Genomic DNA, 15,929 nt, shown 5'->3' with positions numbered 1-15,929 from the left:
ACACTATATCGTTCGAGAAAGATGCATCAAACCGCATAATGCACGGGGACCTGCCGAGCCGGACCGGCGGCGGAACTGTTTCTGCGTGCAGCACAGGAGCCGTCATGGACGCACGACCGAATTCGCCCGAAGCCCGCGACATAAGCTATCACATGCATGGCTACACCAACGCCCGCAAGCATCAGGAGGCAGGGCCGCTCGTCATCGAGAAGGGCGACGGCATCTATGTCGAGGACCTCGCCGGCAACCGCTATATCGAGGCGATGGCCGGGCTTTGGAGCGTCGCGGTCGGTTTTTCGGAGAGGCGGCTGGTCGATGCGGCGGTACGGCAAATGTCGAAGCTGCCTTACTATCACGACTTCGGCTCCAAATCGCATTCGCCGCTGATCGATCTCGCCGAGAGACTGGTGCAGATGGCGCCGGTGCCGATGAGCAAGGCGTATTTCACCAATTCCGGCTCCGAGGCCAACGATACGGCCATGAAGATGATCTGGTACCGGTCGAATGCGCTCGGCCAGCCGGCGCGCAAGAAGATCATCAGCCGCAAGAAGGGCTATCACGGCGTCACCATTGCCTCGGCGAGCCTGACCGGACTGCCCAACAACCACATCTCGTTCGATCTGCCGATCGCCAATGTGCTGCATACCTCGACACCGCACCATTGGCGTGAGGCGATGCCGGGTGAGAGCGAAGAGCAGTTTTCGACGCGGCTTGCCGACGAGCTGGAAAAGCTGATCCTGGCCGAGGGTCCGGAAACCATCGCCGCCTTCTTCGGCGAACCGATCATGGGCGCCGGCGGCGTCGTCGTTCCGCCTTCCGGCTACTGGGAGAAGATACAGGCGGTGCTGTCGAGATACGACATCCTGCTTGTCGCCGACGAGGTGATCTGCGGCTTCGGCAGAACAGGTGAGATGTTCGGCTCGCAGATCTTCGGCATCAGGCCCGATATCATGGTGCTGTCGAAGCAGATCTCTTCGTCCTATCTGCCGATCTCGGCCTTGCTGATCAACGACAAGGTGTTCCAGCCGATTGCCGACGAAAGCAATCGTATCGGCACCTTCGGCCACGGCTTCACCGGCGGCGGCCATCCTGTTGCGGCAGCGGTCGCGCTCGAGAACCTGAAGCTGATCGAGGAGCGCGACCTTGTCGGCAATGCGCGTGCGGTCGGCGCGCATATGCAGAAGCGGCTGCGCACGCTCGCTTCGCACCCGCTTGTCGGCGAGGTGCGCGGCATCGGCCTGATCGCGGCGGTCGAACTGGTCGGCGACAAGGCGAACAAGGCGCCGTGGGGGAAGACCGGTGAACTGGGCGGGCTCGTCAACGGCTTCATGCAGCAGAACGGCGTCATCTCGCGCAATATGGGCGATGCGCTGGCTTTCTGCCCGCCGCTGATCATCACCGAGCCGCAGGTCGACCAGGTGATCGACGCGTTTGAAAGATCGCTCGAGGCTGCCGTCAAGCAGGTCCGATCGCCAAGCTGATCGCGCTATTTAGCGATGCCGACCGCATCCGGCACGACGACCAGCTTGCCAACGAAATCCTTGGCGATGAAATCGGCTTGGGCGCGATGGAAATCGGACAGCTTGTAGACGCCGCCGACCAGCGGCCGGATCTTCTTCTCCTCGATGTAGCGCACGATGCGGCGGAAATCCGCCCGTGTGCCCTGGCTCGAGCCATGCAGTTGCAGCTGTTTCAGATACATGGTGCGCAGATCTAGCTGCACGACGGGGCCGGCAATTGCACCAGCCGTGGTGTAGCGGCCTTCCGGCCTCAAGATGCGCAGGAGGTCGTTGAAGATCGCGCCGCCGACCAGATCGGCGACGACGTCGATCGGCTGGCCCCCGGTCGCCGTGCTGACGGCGGCCGGCAGATCGGCAACGCCACGTGTGATCACCGCCTCGGCGCCGATGTCACGCACGGCCTGTTCCTTGCCCTTGCCGGCAATTGCATAGGGAATGGCGCCGCGCGCCCGCGCCAGCTGCACGATGCCGGAGCCGACGCCGCCCGAGGCGCCGGTGACCAGCACACGCTCGCCGGCTTTCAACGCGGCGCGTTCCAGCATCTGCTCGCCGGTGAGATAGGCGCAGCAGAAAGTGGCGAGCTCGACATCGCTAAGATCGGTGTCGACGACATGGGCGTTCTCGGCAGGCACTGTCTGGTATTCGGCATAGCCGCCGTCGCGGCCATGGCCCATATAGTCGATGTCGGCCAATGAATCGTCGTCGCGATTGTAGATAGAGAAATCGACCATCACCCGCTCGCCGATGCGGGCCGGCGACACGCCGTCGCCGACGGCAACGATGTTGCCGACCGTGTCGGTGCCCTGGATGCGCGGGAAGGTCAGCGTATTGCCCTGTCGACGCCAGGTCGACACAGCGGCGGCATCCTCCTCAGTGCCATACGCGCCCTGTCGCACCCAGACATCGGTGTTGTTCATACCGCAAGCGGTGACCTTGACCAGCACCTCACCCGGGGCGGGCGAGGGTACTTTGACGTCGGTGCGGTAGACGAGCTTTTCCGGTCCGCCGTGCCCGATCAACTGCACGGCGGCCATGGTGGCGGGGATGGTCTTGGTCATGGCATTCATGTCGGTTCTTCAGATGTTGGCAAACACGCTCTTCACCGCATCGGCCGTCTTGGAGACGACGATGTCTGCCTCTTCCCGCGTCAGGCAGAGCGGCGGCGCAAAACCGAGAATGTCGCCCTGCGGCATGGCGCGGCCGATGACGCCGCTTGCCGCAAGCGCGGTCGCGATCTGCGGACCGATCTTCTGCGAGGCATCGAAGAACACGCGATCGTTCTTGTCGGCGACGAACTCGATTGCCGCCAGCATGCCGTCGCCGCGCACCTCGCCGACGTTTTTGTGGCCACCGACGGCTTTCGTCAGCTCGGCGCGGAAATAGGCGCCGGTCTCGCCGGCGTTCCGTACCAGGTCCATCTCGTCGATCAGTTCCAAATTGGCGACGCCGGCGGCGACGCAGATCGGATGCGCCGAATAGGTCCAGCCATGGCCGAGCGAGCCGAGCTTGTCGGAACCCTGCACCAGCACCTGCCAGACCTTGTCGGAGACGATGACTCCGGAGAGCGGCGCATAGGCCGAGGTCAGGCCTTTGGCGATGGTAATCAGGTCGGGCTTGATGCCGTAATGGTCGGAGCCGAACATGGTGCCCAGCCGGCCGAAGCCGGTGACGACCTCGTCGGCAACCAGCAGCACGTCGTACTTCTTCAGCACCGCCTGGATCTTCTCCCAGTAGCCGGCCGGCGGCGGCACGATGCCGCCGGTGCCGAGGATCGGCTCGCCGATGAAGGCGGCGACCGTTTCCGGCCCTTCGGCCAGGATCATCTCCTCGAGCTTGTCGGCGCAGTATTGCGAAAACTGCTCCTCGCTCAGCGAGCGGTCGGCGCGGCGGAAATAGTAGGGCGCCTCGGTGTGCAGGACCGGCGCACGCGGCAGGTCGAAGGCGTTGTGGAAAAGGTCGAGGCCGGTCAGCGATCCGGTCATGATGCCGGAGCCGTGATAACCGCGCCAGCGCGAGATGATCTTCTTCTTCTCGGGCCGGCCGAGCACGTTGTTGTAGTACCAGATCAGCTTGATGTTGGTTTCGTTGGCGTCGGAACCGGAGAGGCCGAAATAGACCCTCGACATGCCTTGCGGCGCGCGGTCGATGATCATCTTGGAAAGCGTGATCGATGCCTCGGTGCCGTGGCCGACATAGGCATGGTAATAGGCGAGGTTCTTGGCCTGTGCGGCGATGGCGTCGGCGATCTTCTGGCGGCCATAGCCGACATTGACGCAGTAGAGCCCGGCGAAGGCGTCGATGCTCTTCTTACCGGTATTGTCCCAGATGGTGACGCCTTCGCCACCGGCAATCACACGCGTCGGGCTCTCGCCACGCGCATGGGTGCCCATATGGGTCGAGGGATGGAAGAAGTGATCGCGATCCCAGGCGGCGAGTTCGTTTGACTGGTCGAGCATTTTTTTACTCCTGAGAAAAATGTGTCGGGCGCGGCTCACGCAACGTCGAGGCAGAGATATTTGAGATCGGTAAAGGCTTCGAGCCCGTGACGCGAGCCCTCGCGGCCGATGCCGGACTGCTTGACGCCGCCGAAGGGGATCGGCGCGCCGGTGATCTTGACGCGGTTGATGGCGACCATGCCATAGTCGAGCGCGCGACCCATGCGCAATTGCCTGCCGCCATTCTCAGTCACGACATAGGCAACCAGGCCGTATTCGGTGGCGTTGGCGCGGGCGATGACCTCGTCCTCGCTGTCGAAAGGCGTCACTGCCGCAACCGGACCGAAGGTCTCCTCGCGCATGATCAAAGCGTCGTCTCCAACGTCGGCAAGCACGGTCGGCTGGTAAAACAGCGGCCCGGCCGGATGGCGCTTGCCGCCGGTCAGGCAGCGCGCGCCTTTGGCGAGCGCATCGGCCACCTGCTCCTCGACCTTCTTGGCGGCGCGTTCATGCATCAAGGGTCCGATTTCGGTGTCGTCAGCCAGGCCATTGCCGGCCCGCAATGCCTGGACGCGTTTGGCGAAAGCAGCGCAGAACCGATCGTATAGCGGACGCTGGACATAGATGCGGTTGGCGGCGAGGCAGTCCTGGCCGGAGGTGGCGAATTTGGCGTCGACCGCGATGGCCACAGCCTTGTCGAAATCGGCGTCGGCGAAGACGATCAGCGGCGCATGACCGCCGAGCTCCATCACCAGACGCTTCATCGTCGGCGCACTCTGCGCGGCGATCAACCTGCCGACCTCGGTCGAGCCGGTGAAGCTCATGGCGCGAACGCGCGGGTCTTCGCACATCCGCCCAACGATGGTCGAAGCCTTGCCGGTGAGGACGTTGAACACGCCAGCCGGCAGGCCGGCACGTTCGCCAAGCTCGGCCAGCGCCAGTGCGGACAGCGGCGTTTCCGAGGAAGGGTGCGCGGCGATGGTACAGCCGGCGGCAAGAGCGGCAGCCGCCTTGCGGGTCAGCATGGCCGCTGGAAAATTCCACGGCGTGACCACGCCGACGACGCCGAGCGGCTCGCGCCGCACCATCATCTCCGCGCCCGGCAGATGACTGGTGACGCTTTCGGCGTTGAGGCGTTTGGTCTCCTCGGCATACCATTCGACAAAAGAGGCGGCGTAGTCTATCTCGCCGAGCGATTCCTTCAGCGGCTTGCCTTGTTCTAGCGTCATCAGCAGCGCCAGGTCATTTTTGGCGGCGATGATCAGATCGAACCATTTGCGCAAGATTTTCGAACGTTCCTGCGGCAGCAATGCGCGCCAGGCGGGAAAGGCGCGCGATGCCGCATCGATCGCCGACGTCGTCTGCCGGGCATCGAGCGCGGCAACGAAAGCGACGGTGGATCCGGTGGCCGGATCGGTCACCTCGAAACTCTCCGCGGTCTCGCTTGCCGTCCAGTGGCCATCGACATAGGCGAGTTCACGCAGCAGCCGTCGGTCGGCGAGGCGATCAAGCGCTTCATGGCGCTGCGAGCGGGCAAAATGTGCGGACATCATCGGGCTCCCGGTTCGGGTGACGCCGCAAGACTATCTCTGCCGCGCAAACAGAGAGGCTGTTTCGGTGCCTGCACGTAGAGAGATTGTCTCTATTGCATCGCCCGGGCAGACGATCTCTCCTGTATCAGGAAGATGCGGGCAGCAGATCGGCCACTGGCAGCACACTCTCCTCCTTCACCGTCTTGGTGACGATGTAGGTGAAATAGCGGTCTATGCCGATCTCGCGTTCGAGCAGAGTGTCAATCAGCCGCTGATAGGCGTCGATGTCGCGGGCCATCACCTTCAGCAGGTAATCGACGCCGCCACCGACAGACCAGCAGGCGACGATCTCGGGGATGTCGCGGATGACGCGCTCGAAACGGTCGAAATCGGCCTGGCGGTGGCTGGCCAGCGTCACCTCCATCAGCACGGTGGCGACCGGCGCGATGGCACGCATGGCGATCCTGGCGTGATAGCCGGAGACGATGCCGGCCTTTTCCAGCTTGCGCAGGCGCATCCAGCACGGCGTCGGCGACAGGCCGACCTTCTCGGCCAGCGCCAGCTTGGTGATGCGCCCGTCGCGCTGGATGGCGTCGAGGATTTTCAGGTCGATCGGATCGAGTTTCGCTGCAGCCATGATCGTCCACTTCCAGTGCCGGACACCATGATGGCGCATTATTTCGATTGTCAATTGCACTGATTTCGATCTCTAATAAGTCATGACATTATGGCGACCAGATCCCGCTCTTATCCGGCGGCCGGCCTACCAATCGCTCGCCGACCAGTTCGCGCGGGCCATCCATGACGGGCGCCTGGCCAATGGCGCTCGGTTGCCGACACACCGGCAGTTGGCCGACGATCTCCAACTTTCCGTGCAGACGGTCAGCCGCGCCTATGAGGAGCTGATCCGCCGCGGGCTGGTGTCCGGCGAGGTCGGCCGCGGCAGCTTCGTGCAGACGCAGCGCCGCGAGCCGGAGCCGCCCTATTTGCCGGAGCGGCTGGGTGAGGTCATCGACCTCTCTATCCTGAAGCCGGTCTGCGAACCGATGCATCTGGAGCGGCTGAAGCAGGCGCTGGGCTGGCTCGCCGAAAACCTGCCGTCGAGCTCGGCGCTGTCGTTCAGGCCGAACATGGTGTTCCCGCGCCACCGCGCGGTGGGTGTCGAGTGGCTACGCTTCTGCGGCCTCGACGCGTCGCCGCAGAACATCAGCCTGACCAACGGCGCCACCGCAGGGATGACAGTGGCGCTGATGAGCGTGGCGCCGCCCGGTTCGACCGTCGCCACCGAGGCGATCGGCCATCACACACTGATCCCGCTGGCGCGTTATCTCGGTTTCAACCTCGAGGGTTTGCCGATCGACGACAATGGGCTGATCCCGGAAGCGCTGGACGAGGCCTGCCGGCTGTCGGACATCCGCGCGGTGTTCGTGCAGCCCTCGGTGATCAACCCTACGGCGACGCTGATGGACGCCGCCCGGCGCGAACAGATTGCCGCCGTTGCGCGCAGGCATGACATCGCCATTATCGAAAACGACGTCCTCGGCCCGCTGGTCGAGGACCGGCCGCCGCCGGTCGCGGCGTTTGCACCCGAGCGCACGCTCTACGTCACCTCCTTCACCAAGATCGTGGTGCCGGGCCTGCGCATCGGCTATCTCGCGGCACCCGATCGTTATGTCGCCGCGGTTGCCAACCGCCACCTCGTCTCGAACTGGATGGCGACGCCGCTGGTGGCCGAGATCGCCACCAAATGGGTGACCGACGGCACCGCGATGGAACTCGTTCGATGGCAGCGGATGGCTTTGCGGCGGCGTCTGGACATCGCCGCCGAGGCGCTCGCCGGAGTGGACTATCGGGCTCATCGCGACGGGCTGCATGTCTGGCTGCAACTGCCCGATGATCGCGGCGAGGAAGGCTTTGTTTCCCAGGCCCGCCTGCAGGGCGTGGCGATCGCGCCCGGCACGTCGTTTCGCATTTCGCAGATGCCTTGGCATCCAGCCGTGCGGATTTCGCTGGGCTCGACCACGGAGGGGGAACTGCGTGCCGGTCTCGGCGTTGTCACCAAACTTCTGCTCGGCGATCCCGAGCATCTCCTGCTTGCGATCTAGGCAACAATTGGCGGGGAATTGTGCGGAGTCCGAAATATTGTCATGATATTATTTTCTTGATTGACATGATTTGCCGCGATCCGCATCGTTAAAGGCACAGCTTCTCCATCACGGGAAATTCATTGTCGGCGCCCATCATCAAGATCGACGGCATTTCGAAAAGCTTCGGCACCTTCAAGGTGCTGGATGGCCTCTCGATGCAGGTCATGCCCGGCGAGAAGCTGGCGCTGATCGGCCCGTCGGGTTCGGGAAAAACGACGATCCTGCGCATACTGATGACGCTAGAGCGTATCGACAGCGGCCATATTCAGGTCGACGGCGAGCAGCTGTACCACATGGAGCGTAACGGCCGGCTGCTGACGGCGGATGAACGGCATTTGGCAAGGATGCGCCAGAAGATCGGCATGGTCTTCCAACTGTTCAATCTGTTTCCGCACAAATGCGTCATCGACAATGTGACGCTGGCACCGATGCTGACCAAAGGCATGCCGCGGGCCGCCGCCGAAAAGCGGGCGATGGAGCTGCTCGACATGGTCGGCATGGTCGACAAGGCCAAAGCGATGCCGGCGCAGCTTTCCGGCGGACAGAAGCAGCGCGTCGCGATTGCCCGGGCGCTGGCGCTGTCGCCGAAGATCATGCTGTTCGACGAGGTCACCTCGGCGCTCGACCCGGAACTCGTCGACGAGGTGCTCAACGTCATGCGCAAGCTCGCCGCCGAGACCGACATGACCATGCTGCTGGTCACCCACGAGATGGGTTTCGCCCATGACTTCGCCGACCGGGTGCTGTTCTTCGATCGCGGCAGAATAGTCGAGGAAGGCAAGCCCGACGAGATTTTCCGCCATCCCAAACAGGAGCGTACGCAAGGTTTCCTGAAGAAGATCATTGCGGCCGGACATCGGGTCTGACTGCCATGCGAGGCGGCGACGCCTCAAGCAAGCCAAGAAGACAGACAAACAAGGAGTTGGGAACAATGAAGAAATTTGCCATTTTGGCCGGCGTCGCCGGTATTGCGCTGACGGCGGTGCTGGCCGCCTCGACGACCGGCTCGGCCGATGACAGCAAGCTCGAAGAGCTCAAGGCGCAAGGCTTTGCCCGCGTCGCCATCGCCAACGAGCCGCCCTATACGGCGGTCGCCGCCGACGGCAAGGTCTCGGGTGCGGCGCCTGACGTTGCCCGTGAAATCTTCAAACGCCTTGGCGTCAACGACATCGTCGCCTCTATCTCGGAATATGGTGCCATGATCCCCGGCTTGCAGGCCGGCCGTTTCGACGTCGTCACCGCCGGCCTGTTCATGAAGCCGGAACGTTGTGCTGCGGTCGCCTATTCGGAACCGGTGCTGTGCGACGCCGAGGCGATGCTGGTGAAGAAGGGCAACCCGAAGGGCTTCAAGAGCTACGAGGACGTCGCCAAGGACACCAGCGCGACGATCGGCGCACCCGGTGGCGGCACAGAGGAAAAGCTGGCGCTCACCGCAGGTGTGCCGCGCGAGCGCGTCATCGTCGTGCCGGACGGCCAGAGCGGCCTGAAGATGCTGCAGGACGGCCGCATCGATGCCTATTCACTGCCAGTGCTGTCGATCAACGACCTGGTCAAGAAAGCCAATGATCCGAACCTCGAAGTCATCGCGCCGGTGGTCGGTGCGCCGGTCTATTGCGATGGCGCGGCCTTCAAAAAGGGCGACGAAGCGCTACGTGATGCCTATGATGTCGAGCTGGCGAAACTGAAGAAGTCCGGCGAGTTCGCCAAGATCATCGAACCCTACGGCTTCTCGGCGGCGGCGGCGATGTCGACGAGCCGCGACAAGCTCTGCTCGGCGAAGTAGGCGCGTTCTTCCTTCTCCCCGTTGACGGGGAGAAGGTGGCCCGAAGGGCCGGATGAGGGGCGACGCCCAGCTTTTGACAGATTGGCTCTGCCCCTCATCTGCCTGCCGGCATCTTCTCCCCGTGAACGGGGAGAAGGACGCTGAAGTGATCGCCTCGCCAAATATTCAATGCGGAGCCCTTTCGACCAATGACCCAATGGTCCGGCTATTTCGGCCTGATTTTGCAAGGAGCGCTTGTCACCATCGAGCTGACGCTGATGGGGTCGGTGCTGGCCTTGATCATGGCCTTTCTTGCCGGGCTGGGGCGGCTGTCGCGGTTTTTTGTGCTACGCGCGCTGGCCACCGCCTATATCGAGTTCTTCCGCGGCACCTCGATCTTCGTGCAGCTGTTCTGGGCCTATTTCGTGCTGCCTTTCGCCGGCATCTCGCTGACGCCGCTGCAGGCCGGCGTGCTGGCGCTGGGCCTGAATGTCGGGGCCTATGCGGCGGAAGTGGTGCGCGGCGCCATCAAGTCGATCGGCCGCGAACAATACGAGGCCTGCACCGCGCTCAATCTCGGCCGCTGGCAAGCCATGCGCCATATCATCCTGCCACAGGCACTGCTGGTGATGCTGCCGACCTTCGGCAACAACGCCATTGAATTGCTCAAGGCCACCGCCGTCGTCTCGCTGATCTCGCTTGCCGACCTGACCTTCCAGGCGCAGGTGGTGCGCTCGCAGACCGGCAACACGCTGGTGCCGTTCAGCACCATTCTCGTCATCTATTTCGTGCTGGCGCTACTCATCTCATGGGGCGTGCGGTCGCTGGAACGCCGCATGGCGCGCGGCCTCGACGGGGTGCGCGTCTGATGGATCGGGCTCTGTAATGGAATGGGATTGGGATTTTGTCCGGCAGATCCTGCCGACGCTGATCCAGGGGGTGAAGATCACCATCCTGGCGACGCTGCTCGGCTCGGTGCTGGCGGCCATCGTTGGGCTGGGCATCGCGTTGGCGCGCCGTTCGCCGAACAGGGCTCTGTCGCGCACGATCGGCTTCCTTGCCGAGTTCATCCGCGGCACGCCGCTATTGGTGCAGCTCTATTTCATCTTCTACGTGCTGCCGGATTTCGGCGTCCTGTTGCCGCCGCTGGTGGCGGGCGTCATCGGTCTCGGGCTGCATTACGGCACCTACACAGCCGAGGTCTACCGCGCCGGCATCGATAATGTGCCGCGCGGCCAATGGGAAGCGGCCAAGGCCTGCAATCTGAACGCCACGCAGACCTGGACGCACATCATCATGCCGCAGGCGATCCCGCCGATGATCCCGGCGCTTGCCAATTATTTCATCGCCATGTTCAAAGAGACGCCGCTGCTGTCGGCGATCACCGTGCTGGAACTGATGAACCAGGCCAAGAGCGTCGCCAATACCTATTATCGGTATATCGAACCGATCACCTTGGTCGGCGCCTTCTTCCTCGCCATCAGCCTGTTCTCGGTGGTGCTGCTGCGCTGGCTGGAACACCGTTATGGGCGGATCGAACGATGAGCGCTGCACCCGATATCCGCCTGCGCTCGGCCCGTCCAGCGCTCGATGCACGTCCGCTGGAAAAGCGGGTCGGCCTGATTATCCTTGCCACCGACCATACGAGCGAACCGGATTTTCACCGCATGGTGGCAAGCGATCGTATCGGCGTCTATGTCGCGCGTATTCCCTACGCCAACCCGACGACGCCGGAGAATTTGCGCAAGATGCAGCCGTCACTGACGGCGGGCGCGGCCCTGATCCTTCCTGACGAACCGCTCGATGCGATCTGCTATTCCTGCACCTCGGCCTCCGTCGTGATCGGCGATGCCGAAATCGAGGCGGCGCTGAAGGCCGCGAAACCCGGCGCGCCGGTGGTGACGCCGCCGATGGCCGGAGTGCGCGGCCTGAAGGCGCTGGGCGCCAGGACAATCAGCATCCTCACCCCCTATACGGTCGAGACGAGCCGGCCAATGGCGGCCTATTTCGCGGCACACGGTTTCGAGATCGCCAGCTTCACTTGCCTCGGCTTCGAGGATGACCGCGAGATGGCGCGGATTGCGCCGAAATCCTTGGTCGATCTGGCCCGCGAGGCGACGGCCCCGCAGGCCGACGCGCTGTTCGTGTCCTGCACGGCGCTGCGGTCGGCGCTGGCAGTTGTCGGTATGGAAGAAGCCATCGGCCGTCCCGTCGTCACCAGCAACCAGGCGACAGCCTGGAATTGCCTGCGGCTTTGCGGCGACGACGAGCCACGCCCCGAATTCGGCCGCCTGATGACGCTGCCGTTGAACTGATTGCAGAGCCATGACCACGTCCAGGATAAGCCTCTCCGACATCCGCGCCGCACGCGAGCGCATCGCAGGCAAGGTCGAGCGCACGCCGACCGTCACTTCCCCGAGTCTTTCCCAACACTTGGACGCTCCTGTTTATCTCAAGCTCGAACATCGGCAGACCACCGGCGCCTTCAAGTTGCGCGGTGCCTCGAACGCTATCGCCTCGTTGACAGAAGAGGAGAGCGCGCGCGGCGTCGTCGCGGCCTCGACCGGCAACCATGGCCGGGCGCTTGCCTATGCCGCTCGACTGCAAGGCATCCACGCGACGATCTGCATGTCGCGGCTGGTGCCTGAGAACAAGCTCGAGGAAATCCGTCGGCTCGGCGCCGAGATCCGCATCGTCGGCAACAGCCAGGACGATGCGCAGCGGGAGGTCGAACGGCTGGTCGCGGAAGAGGGGCTGATCATGCTGCCGCCTTTCGATCATCCTGCGGTCGTTGCCGGGCAAGGAACACTTGGGCTGGAGATCATGGAACAAGTTGCGGACGCCGCGCTGGTGTTGGTGCCGCTTTCCGGCGGTGGGCTGGCGGCTGGCGTTGCCGCTGCCGTCAAGGGCGTCAGCCCGGCAACGAGGGTCATCGGCGTTTCGATGGCGCGCGGTGCGGCGATGAAGGCAAGCCTCGACGCCGGGCATCCGGTGTCGGTCGAGGAACTGCCGACGCTGGCCGACTCGCTCGGCGGCGGCATTGGGCTCGACAACCGGCTGACCTTCGCCATGTGCCGTGATCTGCTCGATGATGTGATCCTGCTCAGCGAGGACGAGATCGCCGCCGGCATCCGCCATGCTTATGAGCAGGAGCGCGAGATCGTCGAAGGCGCCGGCGCGGTCGGCATTGCGGCTGTGCTTGCCGGCAAGGTCGGGGCGAACGGCCCGACGGTGCTCGTGCTGTCCGGCCGCAACATCGACATGACACTGCACCGCAAGATCATTTGCGGCGAAGCAATTGCGGAGAGCGCAGCATGAGCCGGATGACGATCCTCACCGAAGCTGAATTGCGCAAGATCGTGAAGCTCGATCTCGATGCCGTCGCCTGTGTCGAGAACGCGTTTCGCGCGCTCGCCACCTTGCCGGTGGCGATGCCGCCGATCCTGCGGCTCGACATTCCCGAGCATCGCGGCGAGGTCGATGTCAAGACCGCCTATGTGCCGGGCATCGACGGTTTTGCGATCAAGATCAGCCCCGGCTTTTTCGATAATCCGAAGCTCGGCCTGCCTAGCGTCAACGGCATGATGGTGCTGCTGTCGGCGAAGACCGGGCTGGTCGAGGCGCTGCTGCTCGACAATGGCTATCTCACCGACATCCGCACGGCGGCGGCCGGCGCGGTCGCCGCCAAACATCTGTCGCGTCCGGACTCCTCCGTTGCCGCAATCTTCGGCGCCGGTGCTCAGGCCGGACTGCAGCTCGAGGCGCTGATGCTGGTGCGGCCGATTACCGAGGCCCGCATCTGGGCAAGGGATGCCGCCAAGGCCGAAGCGGCGGCGGACGCATTGTCCGAAAGACTGGGCATCGCCGTTCACGCCGAGCCGGACGCGGCAAAGGCTGCGGCCGATGCCGACATCATCGTCACCACGACGCCGTCGACCGAGCCGCTGATCAAGGCCGGCCTCGTCTCCGCCGGCCAGCACATCACCGCGATGGGCTCGGACGCGCAGCACAAGAACGAGATTGCGCCGGCGATCCTGCGCATGGCCGACCTCTACGTCGCCGACAGTGCGAAACAGACGCGGCGCCTGGGCGAACTGCACCATGCCATCGCGGCGGGCGTGATGGCGGCCGATGCCGAGATCACCGAGCTTGGCCACATCATCGCCGGCGAAAGGCATGGCCGGCGTTCGGACAGCGACATCACCATTGCCGATCTGACCGGCACCGGCGTGCAGGACACGGCGATCGCCACGCTCGCCCGCGACCGTGCGCGTGCAGCCAAGACCGGTACGATTTTCGAAAGCTGATACCGGCCGCAAGGCCCAACAAACGAGGACCAAGAACAATGCAGCCTAATTTGAAATTCTCGCGCGGCGAATATGCGGAGCGCCTCGCCAAGACGCGGAAGGCGATGGAGGCCAAGGGCGTCGATCTGCTTGTTGTCAGCGATCCGTCCAACATGGCCTGGCTGACCGGCTATGACGGCTGGTCGTTCTACGTACACCAGGCGGTCGTAGTGCCACCGTCGGGCGAGCCGGTGTGGTACGGGCGCGGCCAGGACGCCAACGGCGCCAAGCGCACCGCCTATCTCGCGCACGATAACATCGTCGGCTATGCCGACAACTATGTGCAGTCGACCGAGCGCCATCCGATGGATTTTCTGTCCAGCGTGCTCGCCGATCGTGGCTGGGGCAAGCTCAGCATCGGTGTCGAGATGGACAATTACTGGTTCTCTGCCGCTGCCCTCGCATCGCTGCAGAAGCACTTGCCCAATGCCCGCTTCGTCGATGCCACGGCACTGGTCAACTGGCAGCGCGCGGTGAAGAGCCCGACCGAAATCGACTACATGCGCAAAGCCGCCCGCATCGTCGAAGCGATGCACCAGCGCATCGTCGACAAGATCGAAGTCGGCATGCGCAAATGCGACCTGGTCGCCGAGATCTATGATGCCGGCACGCGCGGCGTCGACGGCATTGGCGGCGACTATCCGGCGATCGTGCCGCTGCTGCCGTCAGGCGCCGACGCATCGGCACCGCATCTAACTTGGGACGACAGGCCGATGAAATCGGGCGAGGGCACTTTCTTCGAGATCGCCGGCTGCTACAACCGCTACCATTGTCCGCTGTCGCGCACCGTTTTCCTCGGCAAACCGACGCAGGAATTCCTCGATGCCGAAAAGGCGACGCTGGAAGGCATGGAGGCCGGGCTTGCCGCCGCCAAGCCCGGCAACACCTGCGAGGACATCGCCAACGCCTTCTTCGCGGTTCTGAAGAAATACGGCATCGTTAAGGACAACCGCACCGGCTATCCGATCGGGCTTTCCTATCCGCCGGACTGGGGCGAACGCACGATGAGCCTGCGCCCAGGCGACCGCACCGAGCTCAAGCCCGGCATGACCTTCCATTTCATGACCGGCCTGTGGCTGGAGACGATGGGCTTGGAAATCACCGAATCCATCCTGATTACCGAAACCGGGGTCGCGTGCCTGGCCAATGTGCCGCGCAAGCTGGTGGTGAAGAATTGAGCCCGATGTCCAGCCTTCGCCCATCACCGATCACGCCGAGCGTCGATTTCGAGCGCGACGGCGTGCAGCACGGTTTCTTGCGCCTGCCTTACAGCCGTGACGATTCCGCCTGGGGATCGGTGATGATCCCGATCTGCGTCATCCGCAACGGCAACGGGCCGAGTGCATTGCTCACCGGCGGTAATCATGGCGACGAATATGAGGGGCCGCTGGCGCTTTACGATCTCGCCCGCACGCTCGATCCGAGGCAGGTCAGCGGCACGGTCATCATCGTGCCGGCGATGAATTATCCGGCGTTCCGCGCCGGCACGCGCACCTCGCCGATCGACAAGGGCAATCTCAACCGCAGCTTTCCCGGCCGGCCCGACGGTACGGTGACCGAGAAGATCGCCGATTATTTCCAGCGCGAACTTCTGCCGCGCACCGACATCGCGCTCGATTTCCATTCCGGCGGCAAGACGCTCGACTTCGTGCCGTTCTGCGCCGCCCATATCCGGCCCGACAAGGTGCTGGAAGAGAAGGGGTTCGCTGCGGTTGAAGCTTTCTCGGCACCCTGGTCGATGAAGATGCTGGAGATCGACGCGGTCGGCATGTTCGACACTGCCGCCGAAGAGATGGGCAAGCTGTTCATCACCACCGAGCTCGGCGGCGGCGGAACTTCGCGCGCGGAAACGGTGCGGATCGCGCGTCGCGGCGTGCTCAATGTGCTGCGCCATGCCGGCATCGTCGCCGGCGCGGTCGAGATGCAGCCGACCCGCTGGCTCGACATGCCATCGGGAGATTGCTTCTCGTTCGCCGAGGACGACGGGATGATCGAAACCATGATCGATCTCGGCGAGCCGGTGGCAGAAAACCAGGTGCTGGCGCGCATCCATTCGATCGGCCGCACCGGCGGCGCTCCGCAGGAGATCCGGGCCAAGATGTCCGGTCTGTTGGCGGCGCGGCATTTCCCCGGATTGGTCAAGGCCGGCGACTGTGCTGCCGTGGTGGCCGTGCTGGTCGATTGAGG

Annotated in this window: 15 protein-coding genes; 11 read left to right on the top strand and 4 right to left on the bottom strand. The window is 63.8% G+C overall.

The window, feature by feature from the left end:
- Positions 1-104 precede the first annotated feature (104 nt).
- Entirely contained in the window at positions 105-1,481 is a 1,377-nt protein-coding gene (locus NKH37_RS18265; RefSeq protein WP_353041262.1) for an aspartate aminotransferase family protein, read from the top strand.
- A gap of 5 nt (positions 1,482-1,486) precedes the next feature.
- On the opposite strand, the gene NKH37_RS18260 is transcribed toward NKH37_RS18265, so the two are convergent.
- From NKH37_RS18260 to NKH37_RS18245, 4 genes are all read right to left on the bottom strand, one after another.
- On the bottom strand, positions 1,487-2,587 hold the full coding sequence (locus tag NKH37_RS18260) for an alcohol dehydrogenase family protein (protein ID WP_352788099.1): 1,101 nt from the start codon (positions 2,585-2,587) through the stop codon (positions 1,487-1,489).
- Positions 2,588-2,596: 9 nt separating this feature from the next.
- Positions 2,597-3,976 carry an aspartate aminotransferase family protein gene (locus tag NKH37_RS18255; protein WP_352494465.1) on the bottom strand — a complete coding sequence of 460 codons (1,380 nt, stop codon included), beginning with the start codon at positions 3,974-3,976 and terminating at the stop codon, positions 2,597-2,599.
- Positions 3,977-4,011: 35 nt separating this feature from the next.
- On the bottom strand, positions 4,012-5,505 hold the full coding sequence (locus NKH37_RS18250; RefSeq protein ID WP_352484029.1) for an NAD-dependent succinate-semialdehyde dehydrogenase: 1,494 nt from the start codon (positions 5,503-5,505) through the stop codon (positions 4,012-4,014).
- Between the two features lie 127 nt (positions 5,506-5,632).
- Positions 5,633-6,124, bottom strand: a complete 492-nt coding sequence (locus tag NKH37_RS18245; protein ID WP_352589536.1) for an Lrp/AsnC family transcriptional regulator — start codon at positions 6,122-6,124, stop codon at positions 5,633-5,635.
- An 82-nt stretch (positions 6,125-6,206) separates the two neighbouring features.
- On the opposite strand from NKH37_RS18245, the gene ehuR reads away from it, so the two are divergent.
- From ehuR to doeB, 10 genes are all read left to right on the top strand, one after another.
- A complete protein-coding gene (ehuR, locus tag NKH37_RS18240; protein ID WP_352856443.1) occupies positions 6,207-7,592 on the top strand; it encodes a MocR-like ectoine utilization transcription factor EhuR in 1,386 nt (461 codons plus the stop codon).
- A gap of 122 nt (positions 7,593-7,714) precedes the next feature.
- The gene (gene ehuA / locus NKH37_RS18235) at positions 7,715-8,500 is read left to right on the top strand and encodes an ectoine/hydroxyectoine ABC transporter ATP-binding protein EhuA (RefSeq protein ID WP_352909596.1); all 786 of its coding nucleotides are present in this window, start codon (positions 7,715-7,717) and stop codon (positions 8,498-8,500) included.
- Between the two features lie 65 nt (positions 8,501-8,565).
- On the top strand, positions 8,566-9,417 hold the full coding sequence (ehuB, locus tag NKH37_RS18230; RefSeq protein ID WP_352484026.1) for an ectoine/hydroxyectoine ABC transporter substrate-binding protein EhuB: 852 nt from the start codon (positions 8,566-8,568) through the stop codon (positions 9,415-9,417).
- A 188-nt stretch (positions 9,418-9,605) separates the two neighbouring features.
- On the top strand, positions 9,606-10,265 hold the full coding sequence (gene ehuC / locus NKH37_RS18225) for an ectoine/hydroxyectoine ABC transporter permease subunit EhuC (RefSeq protein ID WP_023720654.1): 660 nt from the start codon (positions 9,606-9,608) through the stop codon (positions 10,263-10,265).
- A 16-nt stretch (positions 10,266-10,281) separates the two neighbouring features.
- Positions 10,282-10,941 (top strand): ectoine/hydroxyectoine ABC transporter permease subunit EhuD, encoded by a 660-nt coding sequence (gene ehuD / locus NKH37_RS18220; RefSeq protein WP_023720653.1) that lies wholly within the window; start codon positions 10,282-10,284, stop codon positions 10,939-10,941.
- Positions 10,938-11,711, top strand: a complete 774-nt coding sequence (gene eutA / locus NKH37_RS18215; RefSeq protein ID WP_352639437.1) for an ectoine utilization protein EutA — start codon at positions 10,938-10,940, stop codon at positions 11,709-11,711. The genes ehuD and eutA overlap by 4 nt, the downstream gene beginning before the upstream one ends.
- Before the next feature lie 10 nt (positions 11,712-11,721).
- Entirely contained in the window at positions 11,722-12,714 is a 993-nt protein-coding gene (gene eutB / locus NKH37_RS18210) for a hydroxyectoine utilization dehydratase EutB (protein WP_352484024.1), read from the top strand.
- A complete protein-coding gene (locus tag NKH37_RS18205) occupies positions 12,711-13,703 on the top strand; it encodes a cyclodeaminase (RefSeq protein ID WP_353003610.1) in 993 nt (330 codons plus the stop codon). Before eutB ends, NKH37_RS18205 begins: the two co-directional genes overlap by 4 nt.
- Positions 13,704-13,741: 38 nt before the next feature.
- Positions 13,742-14,920 carry an ectoine hydrolase DoeA gene (doeA, locus tag NKH37_RS18200; protein WP_353003609.1) on the top strand — a complete coding sequence of 393 codons (1,179 nt, stop codon included), beginning with the start codon at positions 13,742-13,744 and terminating at the stop codon, positions 14,918-14,920.
- Positions 14,921-14,925: 5 nt separating this feature from the next.
- A complete protein-coding gene (gene doeB, locus NKH37_RS18195; protein ID WP_352494460.1) occupies positions 14,926-15,927 on the top strand; it encodes a N(2)-acetyl-L-2,4-diaminobutanoate deacetylase DoeB in 1,002 nt (333 codons plus the stop codon).
- Positions 15,928-15,929: the final 2 nt, after the last annotated feature.

It is taken from the genome of Mesorhizobium sp. M1217, from assembly GCF_040318275.1.
Lineage (GTDB): Bacteria > Pseudomonadota > Alphaproteobacteria > Rhizobiales > Rhizobiaceae > Mesorhizobium.
This window is presented reverse-complemented; position numbering and strand designations above follow the sequence as displayed.